Annotated in this window: 13 protein-coding genes and 1 riboswitch; of the genes, 3 read left to right on the forward strand and 10 right to left on the reverse strand. The window is 75.8% G+C overall.

What is annotated here, in order from left to right:
- Position 1 precedes the first annotated feature (1 nt).
- The 7 genes from ACFCZN_RS06550 to ACFCZN_RS06580 all read right to left on the reverse strand — a co-directional run bounded on the left by ACFCZN_RS06550 (position 2) and on the right by ACFCZN_RS06580 (position 7,633).
- Complete coding sequence (locus ACFCZN_RS06550) at positions 2 to 1,198, reverse strand: LLM class flavin-dependent oxidoreductase (RefSeq protein WP_430556230.1); 1,197 nt, start codon at positions 1,196 to 1,198, stop codon at positions 2 to 4.
- Between the two features lie 59 nt (positions 1,199 to 1,257).
- Positions 1,258 to 2,238, reverse strand: coding sequence for an NADPH-dependent oxidoreductase (locus ACFCZN_RS06555; protein ID WP_430556231.1), 981 nt, complete (start codon positions 2,236 to 2,238; stop codon positions 1,258 to 1,260).
- A gap of 61 nt (positions 2,239 to 2,299) precedes the next feature.
- Entirely contained in the window at positions 2,300 to 3,334 is a 1,035-nt protein-coding gene (locus tag ACFCZN_RS06560) for an ABC transporter substrate-binding protein (RefSeq protein WP_430556232.1), read from the reverse strand.
- Positions 3,335 to 3,421: 87 nt separating this feature from the next.
- Positions 3,422 to 4,246: an amino acid ABC transporter ATP-binding protein gene (locus tag ACFCZN_RS06565; protein ID WP_430556233.1), complete on the reverse strand. Its 825-nt coding sequence runs from the start codon at positions 4,244 to 4,246 to the stop codon at positions 3,422 to 3,424.
- On the reverse strand, positions 4,243 to 5,337 hold the full coding sequence (locus ACFCZN_RS06570; protein ID WP_430556234.1) for an amino acid ABC transporter permease: 1,095 nt from the start codon (positions 5,335 to 5,337) through the stop codon (positions 4,243 to 4,245). Before ACFCZN_RS06570 ends, ACFCZN_RS06565 begins: the two co-directional genes overlap by 4 nt.
- A complete protein-coding gene (locus ACFCZN_RS06575) occupies positions 5,334 to 6,266 on the reverse strand; it encodes a DUF1684 domain-containing protein (RefSeq protein WP_430556235.1) in 933 nt (310 codons plus the stop codon). Before ACFCZN_RS06575 ends, ACFCZN_RS06570 begins: the two co-directional genes overlap by 4 nt.
- 95 nt (positions 6,267 to 6,361) lie before the next feature.
- Positions 6,362 to 7,633: an LLM class flavin-dependent oxidoreductase gene (locus ACFCZN_RS06580; RefSeq protein ID WP_430556236.1), complete on the reverse strand. Its 1,272-nt coding sequence runs from the start codon at positions 7,631 to 7,633 to the stop codon at positions 6,362 to 6,364.
- A 335-nt stretch (positions 7,634 to 7,968) separates the two neighbouring features.
- A riboswitch (SAM riboswitch) is annotated at positions 7,969 to 8,082 on the reverse strand.
- Between the two features lie 178 nt (positions 8,083 to 8,260).
- Here ACFCZN_RS06580 and ACFCZN_RS06585 point away from each other — a divergent pair.
- Both ACFCZN_RS06585 and ACFCZN_RS06590 read left to right on the forward strand, forming a co-directional pair.
- On the forward strand, positions 8,261 to 9,043 hold the full coding sequence (locus ACFCZN_RS06585) for a GTP pyrophosphokinase family protein (protein WP_430556237.1): 783 nt from the start codon (positions 8,261 to 8,263) through the stop codon (positions 9,041 to 9,043).
- 7 nt (positions 9,044 to 9,050) lie between these two features.
- Positions 9,051 to 9,479: an MmcQ/YjbR family DNA-binding protein gene (locus tag ACFCZN_RS06590; RefSeq protein WP_430556238.1), complete on the forward strand. Its 429-nt coding sequence runs from the start codon at positions 9,051 to 9,053 to the stop codon at positions 9,477 to 9,479.
- 13 nt (positions 9,480 to 9,492) lie between these two features.
- Here the strand turns inward: ACFCZN_RS06590 and ACFCZN_RS06595 are convergent, their stop codons facing one another.
- Complete coding sequence (locus ACFCZN_RS06595; RefSeq protein WP_430556239.1) at positions 9,493 to 10,512, reverse strand: LacI family DNA-binding transcriptional regulator; 1,020 nt, start codon at positions 10,510 to 10,512, stop codon at positions 9,493 to 9,495.
- A gap of 159 nt (positions 10,513 to 10,671) precedes the next feature.
- On the opposite strand from ACFCZN_RS06595, the gene ACFCZN_RS06600 reads away from it, so the two are divergent.
- A complete protein-coding gene (locus ACFCZN_RS06600) occupies positions 10,672 to 10,842 on the forward strand; it encodes a hypothetical protein (RefSeq protein WP_430556240.1) in 171 nt (56 codons plus the stop codon).
- A gap of 10 nt (positions 10,843 to 10,852) precedes the next feature.
- Here ACFCZN_RS06600 and ACFCZN_RS06605 read toward each other — a convergent pair whose 3' ends face one another.
- Complete coding sequence (locus tag ACFCZN_RS06605) at positions 10,853 to 12,514, reverse strand: S41 family peptidase (RefSeq protein ID WP_430556241.1); 1,662 nt, start codon at positions 12,512 to 12,514, stop codon at positions 10,853 to 10,855.
- Positions 12,511 to 14,043 (reverse strand): amidohydrolase family protein, encoded by a 1,533-nt coding sequence (locus tag ACFCZN_RS06610; protein WP_430556242.1) that lies wholly within the window; start codon positions 14,041 to 14,043, stop codon positions 12,511 to 12,513. Before ACFCZN_RS06610 ends, ACFCZN_RS06605 begins: the two co-directional genes overlap by 4 nt.
- Positions 14,044 to 14,098: the final 55 nt, after the last annotated feature.

Raw genomic sequence — 14,098 nt, forward strand, 5'->3', positions numbered from 1 at the left:
GTCAGGGCGTCGCGGCCAGGGCGGGGACGCGGGGCGTCTCGCCCTCGGTCGCACCCCACGCCTGGGCGAGCAGCGCGAACGACCGCTGCCGGTCGGCGGGGTCGTGCGCGGCGGTGGTGACGAGGAGCTCGTCGGCCCCGGTGACCCGGGCCAGGGTCTCCAGGCGGCCCACGACGGTCGCCGGGTCGCCGACGACGCGCGTGTCCACCCGGTCGGCGACCACCGCGCGCTCGTCCTCGGGGCGCTCGGCCCAGTCCGTGGCGTCGGCGGGGCGCGGGTAGGCGATCGCGCCGTCCGCCCCGCGGCGGATGGACAGCACCCAGTCGGCGAACGGCGCCGCGAGCTCGCGGGCCCGCTCGGTGGTGTCGGCGACGAGCACGTCGGCGGAGACGACGACGTACGGCTCGGCGAGCACCCGGGGGCGGAACGCCGCCCGGTACGCGGCGACGGTCTCGAGGGTGTTCGACGGGCTCACGTGGTAGTTCGCCGCCAGGGGCAGGCCCAGCTCTCCGGCCACACGGGCGCTCTCGCCGCCGGAGGACGCCAGCACCCACAGGTCGAACGCGGCGTCCTGCACGGGCGGCGACACGTACCGGCGCCCGCCGTCGTCGGCGTACGTGCCCGCCCGCAGCCCGAGCACGAGCTCGACCTCGGCGCGGAAGCTCGCCGGGGTGCGCGAGGCCCCCACCACGGCGGCCTGCGCGAGCGCGCGCTCGCGCAGCACGGAGTCCCCCGCGGTCGGCGGCGCGGGCGGCACGTACAGCCCGTCGACGACGCGCGGTCCGCTCGCCGGCGCCGCCGCCGGGGCCGGGCGCGGCGCGCCGCCCTTCGGCGGCGTGAACGCCCGGCCCAGGCCGAGGTCCACCCGCCCCGGGTGCAGCGCGGCGATCGTGCCGAACTGCTCGGCCGCCACGAGCGGGCTCGTGGTGCTCAGCAGCACCGCGCCCGAGCCGACGCGGATGCGCTCGGTGCGGGCGGCGACGGCGGCCGCGAGCACCGCCGGCGCGGCGGACCCGACCCCCGGCGACAGGTGGTGCTCGGCGTACCAGACCCGGCGGTAGCCGAGCCGGTCGAGGTCCACGGCCAGGTCGACGGCGTCGCGCACCGCCTGCGCGCCCGCGCGCCCCTCGGGCACGAGGGCGAGGTCGAGGACGGACAGGGGCACCCTGCTGTTCGGGGTCGCGGCGGGGTCGGTCATGATGGTCTCCAGGTGGCGGGTGGTGCGGGTCGGGCGGTTCGGGCGTGGCGCGCGGTCGGTCAGCGCGACGGCAGCCCGAGGGCGGTGAGCGCCTCGCGCAGGCGCTCGCGGCCCTGGAGCGAACCGCCGCCGCGCAGCCGGTCGACGACCCGTCGCGACCACGAGCCGTCGAGCCGCTCCTCGCGGTAGAAGGCGTCGATGCGCGGCGCGTAGTCGGCGACGTGCGCGACGCGCCCCTCGTCGTACGTCTCGCGGTGCAGCACGGCGTCCTGGGGCAGGCGTGGCTTGACGCGCGGGGCGTGGCCGGGGTCGGGGTGCCCGACGGCCAGCCCGACGACGGCGACCGCGCCGGGCGGCAGGCCGAGCTCGGCCGCAAGGTCCTCGGGGTGGTTCCGCACCGCCCCGACGTACACGGTGCCGAGGCCGAGGGACTCGGCCGCGACGACCGCGTTCTGCGCCGCGAGCGCGGCGTCGAGGAACGCGACGACCGTCGTCTCCAGGTAGCCGGCGGCCTCGAGCTCGACGCCGTCCTGCGCGCCCAGCTGCCGGGCCCGTGCCACGTCGGCCACCCACACGAGCAGCAGCGGCGCGTCGCGCACGTGCTCCTGGTGCCCGGCGAGCGCCGCGACCCGGGCCAGCCGGTCGCGGTCGGTGACCGCCACGACGCTCCACAGCTGCAGGTTCGACGACGACGGCGCGGACTGCGCCGCCGCCACCACGGTGGGCAGCACCCACGGTTCCAGCGGTCCCGGCAGGAACGCCCGCACGGAGCGGTGGCCCAGCTGGACGTCGAGGACGGCCGGCCCGCCGCCCGGGGCGCCGGTGACCGCCGCGGCGAGCGACGCGGCGAGCGCTGCGGCGACGCCCGGCGCGGCGTCGTCCGCGTCCTCGGGCCGCACGCCGTAGCGGGCGGCGACCCGCGCGCGGGCCCGCAGGTCCCGCAGGTCCGCGGCCACGCGGGGCGTCGTCGGACGGGCGGGGCGGGGGCGGTTCGGGGGTCGCGGCACCGCGACGGCGGAAGGCGTGGCGTTCTCGGTCACCTGCACTCCTCGGGACGGACGGGTCGGGGACGGGGCGGATGGTCCGGACGGTCGGGTGCCGTCACTCCGTCTTCGGCAGGCCCGGCGGGTTGGTCTCGGGCTTCTCGACGGCCTCGGTCCCCAGGCCCCAGCGCTCGAGCACCTGGGCGTACGTGCCGTCGTCGAAGGCCTGCTGCAGAGCGGCCGTGACGGCGGGCGCGAGGTCGTTGCCCTTCTTGGTCGCGACGGCGATCTGAGCGGTGTCGGGCCAGCCGCCGTTGAGCGTGCCGACGACGGCGAGCTCGTCGGGCGCGATCTTGGCCTGGTAGGCCAGGGACGCGTTGGGGCCGACGTAGACGTCGAGACGGCCGGACTTCAGGGCGAGGAGGACGTCGGAGAGCTGCTCGTAGTACTCCGGCTGTCCGCCGGCGATGGGCTCGAGCCCCTCGGCGACGTTCTGGTCGTTCCACTCGAGCAGGATCTTCTCCTGGTTGGTGCCCGAGCCGACGCCCACCCGCAGCCCCGCGACGTCCTGCCGCTCGCCGATCTCCGGGACGTCGGAGCCCGCCTTGGTGAGCCAGCCCAGCTCGTCGTTGCGGTAGGAGGAGAAGTCGATCGTCTCCTTGCGCTCCTCGGTCACGGTGACGTTGGAGATGACGGCGTCGACGTCGCCCGACTGGAGGGCCAGGGGCCAGTCGGCCCAGGCCTTGACCTCGAGGCGCAGGTCCTTGCCGAGGCCGTCGGCGACGAGCTGCGCGATGTCGGTCTCGTTGCCGATGGGGGTCTTGTCGTCATCGGCGAAGAAGCCGAGCGGAGGTGCCGCGCCGGCGCTCACGGCCACGACGAAGTCGTCCTTGTCCGCGAACGCCTCCGGCAGCAGGCCGACGGCCTCGGCCGACTCGGTCGACCGGATCCGGTCCTGGTCGGGACTGGTGCTGACCTCGAGCCCGGCTGCAGCGGCACCCTCGGAGCTGGTGCCGGCGGGAGCCTCGACGCCGTCGCCGGTGCCGGCGGCCTCGGGGGCCGAGGTGCTGACACCGGCGCAGGCCGTGAGTGCCAGCAGGGGGACGGTGGCGAGCAGGGCGAGCGCGCGGGCTCGGCGGGTCGGTGCGGTCACGGGTGTCTCCAGGGGATGGGTGTGCGGCCGGGGCCGCAGGTCAGGGGATGTGAACGGGCGTGGGAAGGCATGTGGGGCCGGAGAAGGTCAGAGGACCTTGTCGAGGAAGGCGCGGGTGCGGGCGTGGCGTGGGCGGGAGAGCACCTCGGCGGGCGGCCCCTGCTCGACGACCACCCCGCCGTCCATGAAGACGACGTTGTCGGCGACCTCGCGGGCGAAGCCGATCTCGTGGGTGACGACGACGAGGGTGGTGCCGGTGCTCGCGACGTCCTTGATGACCTCGAGCACCTCGCCGACCAGCTCGGGGTCGAGCGCGGAGGTGGGCTCGTCGAAGAGCAGCACCCGGGGCCGCAGCGCGAGGGCGCGGGCGATCGCGACGCGCTGCTGCTGCCCGCCGGACAGCTGCCGTGGTCGCGCGTCCGCCTTGTCGGCGAGCCCGACGCGGCTGAGCAGCTCGCGGGCCTCGGGCTCCACCTCGGCGCGAGGGCGGCGCTGTGCGGACAGCGGCGCCTCGACGACGTTCTCCAGCACGGTGAGGTGCGGGAACAGGTTGAATCCCTGGAAGACGAACCCGATGCGGGTGCGCTGCCCGAGGATCTCCCGCTCCTTGAGCTCCTGCAGCACGTCGCCCCGGCGGCCACCACGTCGGGAGTGCCGGCGTCGGTAGCCCACGAGGTCACCGTCCACCGTGACGAAGCCCGCGTCGACCTTCTCGAGGTGGTTGATCGCGCGCAGCAGCGTGGACTTGCCGGAGCCCGACGGCCCGAGGACGACGGTGACGGTGCCGGGTTCGAAGGTGAGGTCGACGTCCCGGAGCACCTCGAGGGTGCCGAAGCTCTTGTGCAGGCCGTGCACCTCGACCCGGCCTGCCGCGCCCTCGTGCGCCGTCGTGCGTGTCGTCGTGGCGGTCATGCGGGGCCTCCCGAGGTGCGGGCGGTGCGGGTGAGGACGCCGACCCGGGCGCGGGCCGCGAACGCCGGCGGCACGTGCGGGGGCACCGGACGGCCGGTGAGGCGGGCCACGGTCACGGCGGACGACCAGCGCAGCCGCTGCAGGGGCGTGGGCGGCAGGGTGCGCACGGCGCCCTTCGCGTAGTGCCGCTCGACGTAGTACTGGACGATCGTGATCAGCGTGGTCAGCACCAGGTACCAGATCGCCGCGACGATGAGCAGGGGCACGACCTTGCCGTTGCGGCCGTAGATGACGGACGCGATGTAGAACAGCTCTCCGTACGCCAGGACGTAGACGATCGAGGTGCCCTTGAGCAGGCCGATGACCTCGTTGACGGCCGTCGGCACGATCGAGCGCATGGCCTGCGGCAGCACGATGCGGGTCACCTGGCGCCGGCGCGGGATGCCGAGCGACGCGGCCGCCTCCTGCTGCCCCTGGTCGACGCTGAGGATGCCGGCGCGCACGATCTCGGCGGAGTAGGCGGCCTGCGAGAGCCCCAGGCCCAGGATGGCGGCGCCGAACTTGTCGATGACGCCGAGGGTGTCGAACCAGAGGTACTCCGGGCCGAACGGGACCCCGAGGCTCAGGTGCGGGTAGAGATAGGCGAGGTTGTACCAGAGCAGCAGCTGCAGCAGCAGGGGCACGGAGCGGAAGACCCACGTGTACGCCCACGACACCCCGACGAGCAGCGGCGAGCGCGACAGCCGCATGAGCGCCAGCACGGTGCCCAGCGCGAACCCCACCACCGACGCCGCGGCCGTGAGCCGGATCGTCGCCCAGGCGCCGGACAGGATCGAGGGCCAGGTGAGGTACTGCGCGACGACGTCCCACTCCCACCGGTCGTTGGTGAGCAGCGAACTGACGACCATCGCCAGCAGTACGGCCACGCCGGCCGTCGCGACCCATCGCCCCGGGTGGCGGGCGGGGACGATGCGCAGGTCCGCGTACGGGGTGGCCGCGGCGTCCCGAGCCGGTGCCGCAGGCCCCGGAGCCCGTGCGCCAGGTGTCTGTGCGCTCGGCGTCTGTGCGCCCGGCGTCGTGACGGCGGTCATCGCGGCGCCCTCTCCCCCGCCGTGACGGCGAACGGGACGTGGTTGCCCGGCGGCGGGGCGGGGCACGTGCCGTGGTCGCTGAACGCGTACGGCAGGTTGACGGCGTCGTTGAGGTCGAGGTGTGCGACGCCCGCGTCGCCCGGGGTCAGGGACCCGGGGAGCTCGGGGCGCACCACCCGCCAGGGCGCGACGCCGGGTGCCTCGTCGCTGAAGAGCAGCGTCGGGGCGCCACCCGGGGAGCCGGTCAGCACGAGCGTGACCGTCCGGTCGCCGCGCTTCAGGTCGAGCTCGCCGACCGCCTGCAGCCGGTGCACCAGGCCGGGACGGGCGGCCCCGACCACGAGCCCGCGGGGTACGTCGTACAGGCGGACGGGCGCCTCGACCGCCCACGAGGGGTCGTGGTCGAAGGCGGGCACCCCGGCGAAGTCGAGGCGCGTGCGGGCGTGCGGGTCGCGCAGCCGGATCGCGAGGCGTCCGGTGCGCCGCACCAGCTCGATCGCCACCGCGGCCGTCTCCCCTGCCGGCGGGAGGTCCGGGTCGGCGCCGTCGGCGGGCTCGCGCCCGGAGGGCAGGAACGTGCCCAGGACGACGCTGCCACCCTCGGGGACGTCGCCGTCGTACGCGCCGTCCGCGACCTCCGGCCCTCGGACCCGGGGTCCGTCGGCCTCCCCCGGCCGCAGGTGGGCGCCGGCACCGTCGGCGAGCCAGAGCCCGGGCACGCCGGGCAGCGGCTCGGGTCGCGAGGGCAGCCAGTGGAACCCCGCCAGGCTCAGCCAGCCGTGGGGCGCGGCGAGCTCGCGCTCGCGGTCGGCCCGCCGGCTCGCGCTCCGTGCCGCGGCAGGACCGGCGGCGGAACCGGCGGCCGGCGCGTGCGCAGGGGCGCCTGCGGGGTCCGTGGGACGGACGCGTGGTGTGTCGGTGACGGTCATCGGGGGGCCTCCGGTCACAAGAGGGCGAGCGACGTCGCGGCGGGTGTCGGCGATGCGGGCGGCGGGGGTGACGTGGCGGGCGTCGGGGCGGGCGGTCACGCGCGCACCAGCCGGGAGTCGGCGGTGCGGCCCGCCCGGGCGCGCGGCCGCGCGTGCGCCGGTGCGGGGGCGACGACGGCGCTGCCGGCATCGCCGGCGTCGGCGGCGGGCCCCACGTCCGGCAGCCCGAGGGTCGCGCGGAGGGTACGCGGCGCCGGGGACGCCACCGCCCGCACGCCGTCCCGCGCGAGGCGCGGGAGCACACCGTCGACGAGGGCGTCCAGGTCGGGGCCGAGCGACGAGGGCCGCAGCAGGAACCCGTCGGACGCGCCGGCGTCCCGCCAGTCCACGATCGTCTCGGCGAGGTCGTCGGGGGTGCCGGCCACGACGAGCAGCCCGCCGGAGATCTCCGGGCCCTCGAGGGCTTCGACCAGCTCCAGCCGCGCCTGCGCGCTGGCCCGGTCCTCGGCCAGCACGACATACGCCTCGGTGAGCACGCGCAGCGTGTCGGGGTCGCGGCCCGCGGCCTCGGCAGCGTCGCGCAGCCGGGAGCGCAGCCGGACGGCGCGGGCGGGCGCGGTGGCGGCGACGCGCACGACGTCCGCCGTCCGGGCGGCGAGGTCGAGCGCGGCCTCGCTCCGGGCGGAGACGACGACGGGCGGCCGCCCCTGCCGCGTCCCGGCGCTCCGGGACCCGTCGGCGGCCCGGCCCTCGGCGGGCCGGTGCCGGCGCACGGCGAAGCGGATGCCGTCGTGGTCCACGCGGAAGCGCCCCTCGTCGTCGACGGCGACGGCGCCGGCCGTGTCACCCGCGTTCGGCCCGGCCGACGTCGCGAGCCCGTCCCAGTGCCGCACGACCTGTGCCGCGACGTCGCGGGCCTGCTCCGCCCACGCGTCGTCCTGGGCGACGGTTCCGGTGGGGAGCCCGACCTGCCACCCGGCCCGGCCGGAGCTCGCCTGGTCGACGCGGGCGACGGCCTGGGCGACGTGCGCCGGGTCCACGTGCGCGGTGTCGACGGCGGCGACCAGCCCGGCCCGCGTGGTGTGGGGTGCCACCCGTGCGGCGGCCACGGCCGCGTCGAGCCGCCCGGTCACCTGCCGCCGGCCCGGGTGCAGCAGGAAGCCCTCGTCGAGGGTGACGAGGTCGAGGCCGCCGCCGTCGGCGGTGCGCACGAGCTGGACGAAGCGCTCGGCGTCGAACGACCGCGGCTGCACGATGCCGCGCGCCCGGTGCACGCCGGGGCGGGCGCCGGCCGCCGTGAGGTCGACGCCGACGACGAGGGGGGACGGGGTGCTGGTGGTGGACGTCGAGGGCAGGGAGTAGGGCACGTCGGCTCCGATCAGGGCGCGGCGGACGGGCGCACTCGGGCGCGGGTCGTGGACCTGCGGGTGCGCGCCGCCGTCGGGAGGGCACGGGGAGGAAGGCCCGCCGGGACGGGCGGGCGGGGCCGTCTGCGGCCGGGCCCGGCAGGTGCCGGGCCGTCGAGGAGGGTCGTCCGCCGCGGGCGGCGGACGATCAGGCCGCGATCAGCGGCGTCGACACCACGCCCGGGCGGACGCCGAGGTCACCGGCGAGGCGGACGGCACGTGCCGGGACGACAGGGGGCGCACGGTGGTGGCGTCGCGGTGCATGCTCGTCCTCTCCTGCTCCCCGCCGGGGCGGGGGTCGCGTGTTGCCGTGCCGTCGGCGACGGCCGGCCTGGTCCTCACCCGGGGCACCCGCCCGCGCTGGGGGTTGCCGTCCGACGAGCCGGGGCTTCGCGTCGGAGCTCGTGACCATCCGGGACGTCCGGCCGCACCGCCTGGGGCGCCGCGGTCGTCCGACCCGGTGCGCAGGAACGTAGGTCTCCGGAAGGGGGGTGTCAACGGTTCCTCCCGACCGTCTCGAATACCGAACAGTTCCGACCGTTTTTATCGGATTATCGAGCGTCAGGAAACCCGTCTACCGTGGTGCCCGTGAGCCAGGACGCAGGGCACGGACCCGAGCAGCACACTCCCGCGGTCGCCGAGATCCGGGAGCTGGTCGACCAGCTGCGCCGGCTCGTCCTCACCTACAAGTTCGGGATCGACGAGGTCATGACGAAGATCTCGATCCTGCGCGACGAGTTCCGGCTCATGCAGAACTACAACCCCGTGGAGCACGTGGGCTCGCGGCTCAAGTCGCTCGAGTCGATCGTGGCGAAGTGCCGCCGCAAGGGCATCCCGCTGACGCCCGACGGCGTGCGCCAGCAGATGTTCGACGTCGCGGGGGTCCGCGTCACCTGCAGCTTCGTCTCCGACATCTACAAGGTCCGCGACATGCTGACCAACCAGGCCGACATCACCGTCCTGGAGGAGCGCGACTACATCGCCCACCCCAAGGCGAACGGGTACAAGTCCTTGCACCTCATCGTCCAGGTGCCCGTGTACCTCTCCGACCGGGTCGAGCACGTCGTCGTCGAGATCCAGCTGCGCACCATCGCCATGGACTTCTGGGCGAGCCTCGAGCACAAGATCTACTACAAGTACGCGCGCGACGTGCCCCGGCACCTCACGGACTCGCTCAAGCTCGCCGCCGACGTCGCGTCGTCGCTCGACAGCTCCATGGAACGCATCCACGACGAGGTCAAGGCCATCGCCGGCGAGGCGGAGCCTGTCGAGCAGCGGGACTCGCTGCTCACCCCCGAGGAGATGCTCCGCACCTTCTGGACGGCGGCCAAGGCCGAGGGAGACGTGCTCCGCACGACCCGCGAGAGCTGAGGCGGGCATGGGGCCCTCCGAGCACCAGGACCTCGCCGCCGCCGTCGCGCTCGCCCTCCCCGGTGCCACCCGCACCTGGCCCTTCGGGCCCGACCACGACGTGTTCAAGGTCCAGGGCAAGGTGTTCTGCATGACCACGGAGGTCACGGGCACCCCGCTCGTGACGCTCAAGTGCACGCCCGACGACGGCGAGGCGCTCCGCCAGGAGCTCGAGAGCGTGACCGCCGGCTACCACATGAACAAGCGCCACTGGATCTCGCTGGCCCCAGGGCCGGGGATCACGCCCGACCTCGTGGAGGAGCTGGTCCTCGAGGCGTACGCGCTGGTCGTCGCGGCACTCCCCCGTCGCCTGCGACCGGTCGACCTCGACGACACGGAGCGGTCCCGCACCGGCCTGCGCGACGTGCTCATCGGCCGGCTCCCGCCGGGCGGCTGACCCCGCCGACCCGTCAGGAGGTTCCGGCGGTGCTCGCCCGCACCACGAGCCGCGGCTCGCACGTGACGAGCCGGTGCCGGTGGGCCTCGGGTCCGGTCTCCAGCTCCTCCAGCAGGAGCCGCACCGCCTCCCGGCCGACGGCCTCCCCCGGCTGCCGAATCGTCGACAGCGGGACGGCGGAGTCCCACGCGGCGCGGTTGTCGTCGTAGCCGATGATCGCGACGTCGTCCGGCACCCGCAGCGACGACGACAGCAGCAGCGACTGCTGCACGCCCACGGCGAGCAGGTCCGCCGCCGCGACGACGGCGTCGGGACGCTCGCGGGGGTCGCGCAGCACGATGTCGTCGCCCACGCGGCGCCCGTCCTCGACCTGGACGTTCCCCGTCTGCTCCACCTCGAGCACGACGCCCGGGTGCTCGGCGACGGCACGTTCGACCCCCAGCAGGCGGTCGCGGACCGGCACGAGCTCGGTCGTGCCGGCGAACAGGAGCCGCCGGCGCCCCTGCTCGACGAGGTGCGTCGCGGCGAGGTAGCCGCCCAGCTCGTTGTCCGGCACCACGGAGCAGACGTCGGAGTGGTCGCCCGGCGCGTCGACGACGACGAGCGGCACGCCCGGCGCCGAGCGGTGCAGGTCGTGCGTCGACCCGTGGTTCGCCGCGACGAGGATGCCCGCCACCCGGTCCTCGACGAACAGATCGACGTACGTGCGCTGCTTCTCCTCCGACATGTCGGAGTTCGCCAGCAGCAGGTTCAGCCCCGCCCGGCCGGCCTCCTCCTCGGCGCCCCGCGCGATGTCCAGGAAGTAGGAGTTCGCGAGGTCGATGATCACGAAGCCGAGCGTCGAGCTCCGGCCGGCCGCCAGCGACCGCGCGACGCCGTTGCGGACGAACCCGAGCTCCCGGATCGCGGCCTCGACCCGGGCCCGGGTCGCCGGGGTCACGCGCACCGTGCCGTTGAGGACGTTCGACACCGTGCCCATCGAGACACCGGCGGCGCGCGCGACGTCCGAGATGCTGGGGGACGAACGTCTCACCGGGGTCGTCGCTCCTCAGGCCTGCGGGTGGGGACGGGACGAGATTACCCGCGCCACGCCGCGAGCCCGGCGCCGGCACGCTCGGGCCGGGCCGGGCCCGTCGCCGGACAGCACGAGGACGTCGCTCATGTCGCCCTCGCGCCACTCGGCCAGCAGGCGGTGGAACGCGACAGGGCCGGGGCTGTACGACGTCGGGGCCGCGAGGCGCTGGCGTCGGCCGTCCTCGAGCAGAACGTCGCCGACCTCAAGTCCCTGGCCGCCGCCCGCGGCACGCGGGCCCGGGAGATCGTGCACCGCGGACTGTTCACGACGGCGGCCCCGGCGTCCTGACCTCGCGCGGCTACGCGGAGGCGAGGAGCGCGGTGCAGTGCTCGAGCAGGTCGGGGTTCCCGTCCACGACGTCACGCTCGGTCATGTCGTACCGCTCCTCGCCGGCCACCCCGACGTCCTCGATCGCGAGGCCCGCGGACGTGCCGGACCGGACCATGCGGCGCACCGCGAGCGCGAAGCCGATCCCGGGCGGCGGCGCCGGGAGCGTGCGGTGGGCCGCGTGGTAGGCGTACTGGACGTCGTCGCCGGTCCAGACGTTCGCGCCACCCCCGCCGGTCGCGGCGCCCACGGCGACCACCCGCCCGATGCCGTGGTCCACGATCCCGGCCGCGAAGAGGTCGCCGCACGAGTAGGTGTTGGCGTCGACGACGGCGACGACGGGTCCCCGGTAGGCGCGGGCCGCGCCGTTGCAGAGGTCGGGGTCCGCGAGCGGCAGGTGCTGGGAGAACTCCTCGCCGAGGTCGAGGGCGGCGCGCAGGGAGCCCGCCCAGTCGGCGAGGTCGGCGCCGTTGCCGTCGGCCTCGGCGAGGTCGGCCATCGCCGGCGTCGCGCGGCACGCGAACCGCACGGGCTCGACGCGTCGGTCCGTGAAGAGCTGGAACAACCGCTCGGCCGCGTCGACGACGCCCCCCGGGTTGGAACGCAGGTCGACGACGAGACCCTCCTGGGGCAGCCGGCGAAGGAGCCGGGCGACCTCGTCGACGAACCGTCCGGGGTGGCGCACGTCGAACGTCCAGATCCGCAGGTAGCCGAACGTGCCGTGCGAGGTCGTCACCGGCCGGGCGGCGAGGGCGTCGGCCACGCTGGTGCGCAGCCAGCCGGAGCCCTTCGCCCGGGGCTGGACACCCTGCCGGTCGCCCTCCCACAGGTCGGTGGCGAACAACAGCTTGCGGGCGCGGCGCGCGGTCTCGCCCACGACGTCGATCCCGCGGCGTGTCCGGGTCGCGACCCGGTCGTCGGCGGTCGCGGCCGCCCCCGGGCGGATCGCCCGCCACTCGAACCGGGCGGTGCGGTCGGGGTCGCCCGCAGGGTCCCCGGGGAGCCGGAAGCCGACGTCGACCCACAGCTCGTCCGGCGGGGGCAGGTAGGCGAGCGGCCGCTGGGTGAGCGTCTCGAGGGCGCGCGCCCGGCGCGCGTCCGGCCGGCCCCCGGTGAGGGTGTCGGCGAACAGGTCGACCGCCCGGGTGAAGGGCACGGCGTTCCAGGTGGTGAGCCGCACCCCGGGGGCGAACGCCGGGTCGGGCGCCTCGCCCGTCGTCTTGGTGACCAGGAACGTGGGCGACGTGTACGGGCCGAACGGCTCCACGAGGAACGGCAGCGCCGCGACGTACGGCTCGGCCCCCGGTGCGCCCACGAACAGCTGGGTGTGCTGGTCGCGCAGCCGGTTGACCACCCTGGTGAGCGCCCGGAGGAACCCGGCGCTGTCGAGCAGGGGGAGCTCCCGGCGCAGGGCCGCGAGCGCCCGCAGCGGGTCGTACCCGTAGAGCGCGCGCTTCTGCCCGGCGTGCACGTAGACGTCGGTGAGCAGCGTGGTCCAGAGGTCGACGAGGTCGTGCTGCTGCGTCGCGGTGAGCGCCACCGGCTCCGGTCCGGGCTCGGCCCGGGTGGGCACGACGTCGTCGAGGCGGCTGCCGGCGCGCGCCCGGAGGGCCGCCGGGCTCGGGGGCGTCACTGCCCGAACCTCGCGCGCAGCGGGGCGAGCACGCCCTGCGGGATCGGCGCGGCGTCGAGGAGGTCGAAGTACGCCGCGTCGTGCTCCGGCGCGGGCACCGGCGGGATCCGGACCGTGGCCGGGTCCTTGGGCGGCCCGGCACGGCCGGTGCGCCGGGTGTCGGGCATGTCGAGGAAGAGCTCGAGCTCGGCGTCCTCCGCGAAGCGCGGGCCGGCGGAGGCGCGCGCCTGGGCGGTCGCGATGGCCTGCTGGGGGTCCTGCTGCACCTCCCGCAGCGTGTCCAGGACCGCCCGCCACGACCAGGCCCGCTGCGGGTCCGCGGGGTCCGGCACCGCGACCCGGCGCCGTCGGCCCCCGACCGTGGCGGCGAAGCTGGGCGGCGCCGCGGCCGCCGTCATGAGGCTCGTGTCCCCGTAGCGCGGGACGCCGCCGACGACGACGAGGGCGACGTCGCGTTCCCGGGCGGCGACGACGCGCGTCCAGGCGTCGCCGCGCCCCCGCCCCCGCACGACGGTGACGTCCGCGAGCGCCCCCGGGACGAGGCGGCCGACGGGTCGGTGCCAGCACCGCTCGAGCAGCGTGCCGGGGTTGCTGGTGACCATCTCGACGATCTGTGCGTCGGTGAGGTCGTAGCCGAGGTGGTCGGCGGCGATGCGGGCCACCTTCATCTCGCCGAGGAGGTTCTTCGTGCCCGACGGGCCCCAGTCGCTGCCCAGGCACACGGTGATCCCGCGGGCGCGCGCGTCGTCGACGAGCGTCGTCTCGGCGTAGAGCAGGAGGTTGGACAGGGGCGACCAGACGACACCGCCCGCCTCGGCGGTGTCCCACCGGGCCCAGCCGTCGGCGTCCACCGCGCAGGCGTGCACGGCCAGCAGGGTGGGGAGCAGCCCGTCGGCGCGGTCCAGGTCCGTGTAGTCGGCCAGGACGCGGGAGCCGCGGCGCCCCTCCGCGCAGTGGTAGATGAACCCGGAGCCTGCGGCCATGCGGCGGACGGCGGTGGTGAGCGCCTCGCCCGTCTTGGTGACCACCGAGGTGTAGATCAGGTCGTCCCGGCCGGTGCCGACGTCCTCGGCGTCGACGTTGCGCATCACGGTGCGATACCCGCGGTTCGCGGTGGGCCACCCCTGCGCCGCGGTCGCTCCCCCGGCCATCGCCCGCACCTGCACGTAGGCGAGCAGGGCCTCGGGGCAGGCCTTCGCGTACACCCAGGCCGGCTCGGTGATCGACTCGGTGTAGGTGTCGGCGTCCGGCCAGTGCTTGTTGTGCAGCCACGGCTCGGTGCGGCCGGGCTCCGTCCAGAGCGGCAGGGCGTTGTAGGCCAGGTGGTTGTGCATGTCGACGAACCCCGGCAGCACGACCGCGTCGCCGACGTCGACCTCCGGGGCCCGGGAGAAGCCGGCGACCCGGCGGCGCCCGGTCGTCACGTCGACGACGGTGTCGCCGTCGATCCAGACCCGACCGGGCACCGGGGGCGCCGTCGCCCCCTGCGCCATCGTCGCGACGTTCCCGGTGATGACCAGCTGCGCCATGGCCGTCCCCCTGAGGTCGACCCCGGCGGGGCGGGCGCCCGCACCGGGACTGCTC

It is taken from the genome of Isoptericola sp. NPDC056134 (genome assembly GCF_042264825.1).
Taxonomy (GTDB): Bacteria; Actinomycetota; Actinomycetes; order Actinomycetales; family Cellulomonadaceae; genus Isoptericola; species Isoptericola nanjingensis.

Excerpts from the sequence above, each read along its gene's own strand:
- ACFCZN_RS06550 (WP_430556230.1), bottom strand. The coding sequence starts at position 1,198 with ATGACCGACCCCGCCGCGACCCCGAACAGCAGGGTGCCCCTGTCCGTC.
- ACFCZN_RS06565 (WP_430556233.1), bottom strand. The coding sequence starts at position 4,246 with ATGACCGCCACGACGACACGCACGACGGCGCACGAGGGCGCGGCAGGC.
- ACFCZN_RS06570 (WP_430556234.1), bottom strand. The coding sequence starts at position 5,337 with ATGACCGCCGTCACGACGCCGGGCGCACAGACGCCGAGCGCACAGACA.
- ACFCZN_RS06575 (WP_430556235.1), bottom strand. The coding sequence starts at position 6,266 with ATGACCGTCACCGACACACCACGCGTCCGTCCCACGGACCCCGCAGGC.
- ACFCZN_RS06590 (WP_430556238.1), top strand. The coding sequence starts at position 9,051 with ATGGGGCCCTCCGAGCACCAGGACCTCGCCGCCGCCGTCGCGCTCGCC.
- ACFCZN_RS06610 (WP_430556242.1), bottom strand. The coding sequence starts at position 14,043 with ATGGCGCAGCTGGTCATCACCGGGAACGTCGCGACGATGGCGCAGGGG.